Annotated in this window: 5 protein-coding genes; 3 read left to right on the forward strand and 2 right to left on the reverse strand. The window is 62.9% G+C overall.

From position 1 onward, the window contains the following. The first annotated feature begins 86 nt into the window (after positions 1-86). Together WBB95_RS20205 and WBB95_RS20210 are read left to right on the forward strand one after the other, a co-directional pair. On the forward strand, positions 87-3194 hold the full coding sequence (locus WBB95_RS20205) for an autotransporter outer membrane beta-barrel domain-containing protein (protein ID WP_424489190.1): 3108 nt from the start codon (positions 87-89) through the stop codon (positions 3192-3194). Positions 3195-3464: 270 nt separating this feature from the next. Beyond that, complete coding sequence (locus WBB95_RS20210) at positions 3465-4895, forward strand: lipase (RefSeq protein ID WP_424489191.1); 1431 nt, start codon at positions 3465-3467, stop codon at positions 4893-4895. A 1-nt stretch (position 4896) separates the two neighbouring features. Here the strand turns inward: WBB95_RS20210 and WBB95_RS20215 are convergent, their stop codons facing one another. Next, positions 4897-5169 carry a hypothetical protein gene (locus WBB95_RS20215; protein ID WP_424489192.1) on the reverse strand — a complete coding sequence of 91 codons (273 nt, stop codon included), beginning with the start codon at positions 5167-5169 and terminating at the stop codon, positions 4897-4899. 187 nt (positions 5170-5356) lie between these two features. On the opposite strand from WBB95_RS20215, the gene WBB95_RS20220 reads away from it, so the two are divergent. Beyond that, a complete protein-coding gene (locus WBB95_RS20220; RefSeq protein WP_167498003.1) occupies positions 5357-5521 on the forward strand; it encodes a hypothetical protein in 165 nt (54 codons plus the stop codon). 63 nt (positions 5522-5584) lie between these two features. On the opposite strand, the gene WBB95_RS20225 is transcribed toward WBB95_RS20220, so the two are convergent. After that, positions 5585-5785: YgdI/YgdR family lipoprotein (locus WBB95_RS20225; RefSeq protein ID WP_424489193.1), on the reverse strand; the 201-nt coding region annotated here is incomplete at its 5' end.

Here is a 5785-nt window from a genome sequence, read left to right on the forward strand (position 1 = left end):
AGGCAAGCCAGCTCCCACAGGAGATCGATGGCGCTGAAGAGAAAGTGATTCACCTACCGGCAATAAGAAAACTAAGGAAGGTCACCGTGAAAAAACGCAAGTCAGGGGTTTTTACCGCCACTCACACAGGCCCGGGCTACCCGCTCAAGGCCTTGAGCTGTGTGCCATACGGCGCGCTGCTGTGCTGCCTGGCAAGCCTGGGAACCGCCCAGGCTGCACCCTATGTGGAAACCGGCAAGCTGGGCGATGCCGCCAGTTGGCGCAGCGCCGAGTTCAAGGCCGACTGGGGCCTCGGCGCCGTGCATGCCGACACCGCTTACGCCGCCGGCTACACCGGCAAGGGCGTCAAGCTGGGCATCTTCGACCAGCCGGTCTACGCCCAACACCCGGAATTCGCCAGCCCCGGCAAGGTGGTGACGATTGTCACCGAAGGCATTCGCCAATACACCGACCCCTACATTCCGGTGAAGGCCGGCGATGCGTTCCGGTATGACGGCACGCCGTCCCAGGACTCCAACGGCAAGCTGGGTAACCACGGCACGCACGTGGGCGGCATTGCCGCCGGTAACCGCGACGGCGGGCCGATGCACGGCGTGGCATTCAACGCACAGATCCTCAGCGCCGAAAACGGTGACCCGGGCCCCGAGGACGGGATCATCCTCGGCAACGACGGCGCGGTGTACAAGGCCGGTTGGGACGGGTTGGTCGCCAGTGGCGCGCGCATCATCAACAACAGCTGGGGCATCGGCATTGGTGACCAGTACGCCAAGGGCGGCCGCGATCCGGCGTTTCCGAATTTCACCGTCAATGAAGCGCAGGCGCAGTTCAACAACATCCGGCCGATCCTCGGCACGCTGGCCGGCGGTGCTTACCAGGGCGCAATCGACGCGGCGCGCAGTGGCGTGCTGACCATTTTCGCCGCCGGTAACGACTACAACCGTAACAACCCGGACGCGATGTCGGGCCTGGCGTACTTTGTGCCGGAGATCGCGCCGAACTGGCTGTCGGTCGCGGCCCTGCAGCAAAACCCGGACACCACAAGCGCCGATCCGTACGTGATCAGCACCTTCTCGTCGCGCTGCGGGTATGCGGCGAGCTTCTGCGTGTCGGCACCCGGCACCAAGATCTTCAGCTCGATCATCAACGGCACCACCCTGGAAAACCTCACCACCGATTGGGCCAACAAAAACGGCACGTCCATGGCCGCGCCGCATGTGGCCGGGGCCGCAGCGGTGCTGATGGAGCGCTTCCCGTACATGAGTGGCGAGCAGGTTTCCACCGTGCTGAAAACCACCGCCACCGACCTCGGCGCGCCGGGCATCGACGCGTTGTATGGCTGGGGCATGATCAACCTGGGCAAGGCGGTTAACGGCCCGGGAATGTTCGTCACCGCTGAAGACATCCCGGCTGAGTTCCGTATCGACGGCGCGTACGGCAGCAGCCAGTTCGTCGCGGACTTGCCCGGGATCGGCGCCGTGGTGGATGCCGGCAAACCGACCCAGCGCCTGTGCACCGACGTGCATTGCGGGCTGGACGTGTGGAGCAACGCCATCGCGGGCCATGGCGGCCTGACCAAGCAGGGCATCGGCACGTTGGTGCTGACCGGCGCCAATACCTACAGCGGCCCGACCTTGGTCAATCAAGGGTTGCTGGCGATCAATGGCTCGGTGACTTCCGACGTGACGGTCAGCCAGAGTGGCGTGGTCGGTGGCTCGGGACATATCGGCTCGCTGACCGCGAAAAGCGGTGGCACCGTGGCGCCGGGTAACTCCATCGGCACGCTGAATGTGGCCGGCAACGTGACCTTCGACGCCGGTTCGACCTATGCGGTGGAGCTGTCGCCGACCAGCAGTGACCGTATCGTTGCGGGCGGCACCGCCACGCTCAATGGCGGCACCGTGACCCTGGCCCTGGAAAACAGCCCGACGTTGCTGACAAACGCGCAGGCCCAGAGCCTGATCGGTCGCCAATACAACATCCTGCAAGCCGCGGGCGGCGTTACCGGCAGCTTCGGTGCGGTACTGCCGAACTACCTGTTTATCGGCGGCACCTTGAACTACGCCGCCAACGGCGTGCAACTGGACGTGGCGCGCACCAACAGCTTCGCCAGTGTGGCGGTGACGCCCAACCAACGCGCTGTAGCGGCGGCGGCCGACCAGTTGGGCGCCGGCAATGCGGTGTATGAAAGCCTGCTGCTGGCACCCAATGCAGCCTCGGCACAAGGGGCGTTCCAGCAACTCTCCGGCGAAACCTACCCGGCGTTGCAAAGCGCACTGGTCAACGACAGCCGCTACGTTCGCGAAGCGGTCGGCGAACGCCTGCGCAATGGCGAGATGGGCGCCACCAGCCAGACCGTCGACAGCCGTGGCAACGTCTGGGTCAAGGCGCTGGGGGCGTGGGGCAAGACCGACAGCCGCAGCGACACGGCGGGCTACACCACCTCCATCGGCGGCCTGCTCGCCGGGGTCGATGGCGCGCTGGACGAGGCCACGCGTATCGGCCTGGTCGCCGGCTACAGCGACACGTCGCTGAACATGGGCAGCGACACCCACAGCCGTGCGTCGGTGGACAGCTATCACTTCGGTGCGTATGCGGGCCATGAAATCGGTGCCTTGCGCCTGAGCGGCGGCGCGACCTACAGCTGGCACCGCGCGGACGTGAAGCGCGACCTGCAATACGGCGACGTGGCAGGCAAGCAAAAAGTCAAAGTGGACGCGAGCAGTACCCAGGTGTTCGGCGAAGCGGCTTACCGCGTCAACCTGCAACCGTTGGCCCTGGAGCCGTTCGCCAACCTGGCGTACGTGCATCTGGACACGGATGGTTTTACCGAGAAGGGCGATGCTGCCGCGCTCAAAGGCCATGACGATACGCGCGACGTGGTGCTGAGCACTTTGGGTGTGCGCGCCTTGAAGACCTTCAACGTGAATGACCATCAGCAGCTTGAGGTGTCCGGCACGTTGGGCTGGCAGCACAACCTGAGCAGCACGGATTCGCAGCAGCACTTGGATTTTGCCTCGGGCGGCCCGTCGTTTGCGGTGGAAAGTGCGCCGATGGTGCGTGATGCGGCGCTGGTCGGTGCGCGGGTCAGCCTGGCGTTGACCAAGGATGCGCGCGTGAACTTTGACTACAACGGTTTGCTGGCGAGCAAAGAAAAGGTCCACGGGGTGGGGTTGAGCCTCGACTGGGCGTTCTGAAGGGTTACGAGCGCTAATGGGTGCCTGGGTTTGCCTGGCAGCCAGGTTTGTGCGGAGCCAGGCTTGTGTGGGAGTCGGGCTTGCCCGCGATGCTGGCGCCTCGGTGTATCAGTTGCACCGAGGTGATGCTATCGCAGGCAAGCCAGCTCCCACATGAGCCAGTTCACACCAAACCAGTTCATACACAAGTCAGCTTCCACCTGAACCAGCGTTCAGCGCTGAAACGTGTTTCCGCTTTCTCTACAAATCCAACAACAGAGAGGCACTACCATGGGTATCTTTGACTATAAAAACCTCGGCACCGAGGGTTCCAAAGCGTTGTTCGCCGATGCCATGGCGATCACGCTGTATTCCTATCACAACCTGGATAACGGCTTTGCCGTGGGCTACCAGCACAACGGCCTGGGGCTTGGCTTGCCGGCCACGCTGGTCGGTGCGCTGCTGGGCAGCACCAATTCCCAGGGCGTGATTCCCGGCATTCCCTGGAACCCCGACTCGGAAAAAGCCGCCCTTGAAGCGGTGCAAAAAGCCGGCTGGACGCCGATCAGCGCCAGTGCCTTGGGCTACGGCGGCAAGGTCGATGCGCGGGGCACATTCTTCGGCGAAAAGGCTGGCTACACCACGGCGCAGGTCGAGGTGCTGGGCAAGTACGACGCCGCCGGAACACTGCTCGAAATCGGCATCGGCTTTCGCGGCACGTCGGGGCCACGGGAAACCCTGATCAGTGACTCCATCGGTGACCTGATCAGCGACCTGCTCGCGGCCCTTGGGCCTAAGGACTACGCCAAGAATTACGCCGGTGAAGCCTTTGGCGGCTTGCTCAAGAACGTCGCCGACTATGCCGGCGCGCACGGCCTGACCGGCAAGGACGTGGTGGTCAGTGGCCACAGCCTGGGCGGCCTGGCGGTCAACAGCATGGCGGATTTGAGCAACAACAAATGGTCAGGCTTCTACAAGGATGCCAACTACGTGGCCTACGCGTCACCGACCCAGAGCGCCGGCGACAAGGTGCTCAACATCGGTTACGAGAACGACCCGGTATTTCGTGCGCTGGACGGTTCTTCCTTCAACCTGTCGTCGCTGGGCGTGCATGATAAGCCCCACGAGTCGACCACCGATAACATCGTCAGCTTCAACGACCATTACGCTTCGACGCTGTGGAATGTGCTGCCGTTTTCCATCGTCAACCTGCCGACCTGGGTCTCGCACCTGCCTACCGCGTATGGCGACGGCATGACCCGCGTGCTCGAATCGGGCTTTTATGACCAGATGACCCGCGACTCCACGGTGATCGTCGCCAACCTGTCCGACCCGGCGCGGGCCAACACCTGGGTGCAGGACCTCAACCGCAATGCCGAGCCCCACAAGGGCAATACCTTCATCATCGGCAGCGACGGCAACGACCTGATCCAGGGCGGCAAGGGCGCCGACTTTATTGAAGGCGGCAAGGGCAATGACACGATCCGCGACAACAGCGGGCACAACACCTTCCTGTTCAGCGGCCACTTCGGCAACGACCGCGTGATTGGCTACCAGGCCACCGACAAGCTGGTGTTCAAGGACGTGGGGGGCAGCACCGACCTGCGTGACCACGCCAAGGTGGTCGGCGCCGATACAGTGCTGACCTTTGGCGCCGACTCAGTCACTTTGGTCGGTGTCGGGCATGGCGGCCTGTGGGCCGACGGCGTGGTGATCGGCTGACTCAACGCCAATTGTGCCCCCGCCAGCCGCCGCCCCAGTACGGCCGGTGGGGGTAGCCATACCCATAGCCATAATGCGGGTGCGGATAGTAGTAAGGCCGTGGGCCGTAACCCCAATGCCCGTAGTAGACCGGTGGCGGCGGGGCCTGCACCACGACCACCCGTGGTGGTTGGCGAATGATGATGGTGTCGGCGAACGCCGGCGCACTGGCCAGCGCCGCCAGGGTCAAGGGAATGAGTAAAAGAGCGCGTACCGAGCGGGACATGAGTGCCATGGCCGTCTTTCTCCGTTCTACCGCCTCGAAGATGAGGCGGCTTATCGGTTAAACGCCACAGCGGCAAAAATCCTTCGGTAAATAAATCTTCACGGATCAATGGCACTTCACGGCGACGGATCGGCCACCCCTCATGCGTTTAATCACTACCGGCGAGATGTTTCGCGCGTGAGGTGAGGAGCTGAGTATGTCCCGATTTCGATTGTTGCTGTGCGCCGTGGTCCTGTTGGGCCTGGGCGGGTGTGCGGTGTATCCGGCCTATCCCGGCCCATGCTGCTATCGACCGTACTACCACTCGTACTATTACCATCCCTACTATCACCCGTATTACCACCCGTACTACCGGTATTGATTCGGTGACGGACAACAAAAAGCCCCGCATTGGCGGGGCTTTTTGTTGTCGGGGCGGTTGGAATCACTTTTCGCTGCGAACCGTCGCCACATCGGCGGCTTTCACACGCACATGCTTGCCGGCGATGTCGGTGAACTCATAGAAGCCGTCAGCTGTTTTGGTCTTGGGGGTGTCCTTGGTCAAATACTGCGTGCCGTTTTGCAACGTCACCACGGTTTGCGTCGAGCAACCGGTCAACAGCAGAAAAGTGAGTGCAACCAGTGG

Source organism: Pseudomonas sp., assembly GCF_049645325.1.
Classification (GTDB): Bacteria; Pseudomonadota; Gammaproteobacteria; order Pseudomonadales; family Pseudomonadaceae; genus Aquipseudomonas.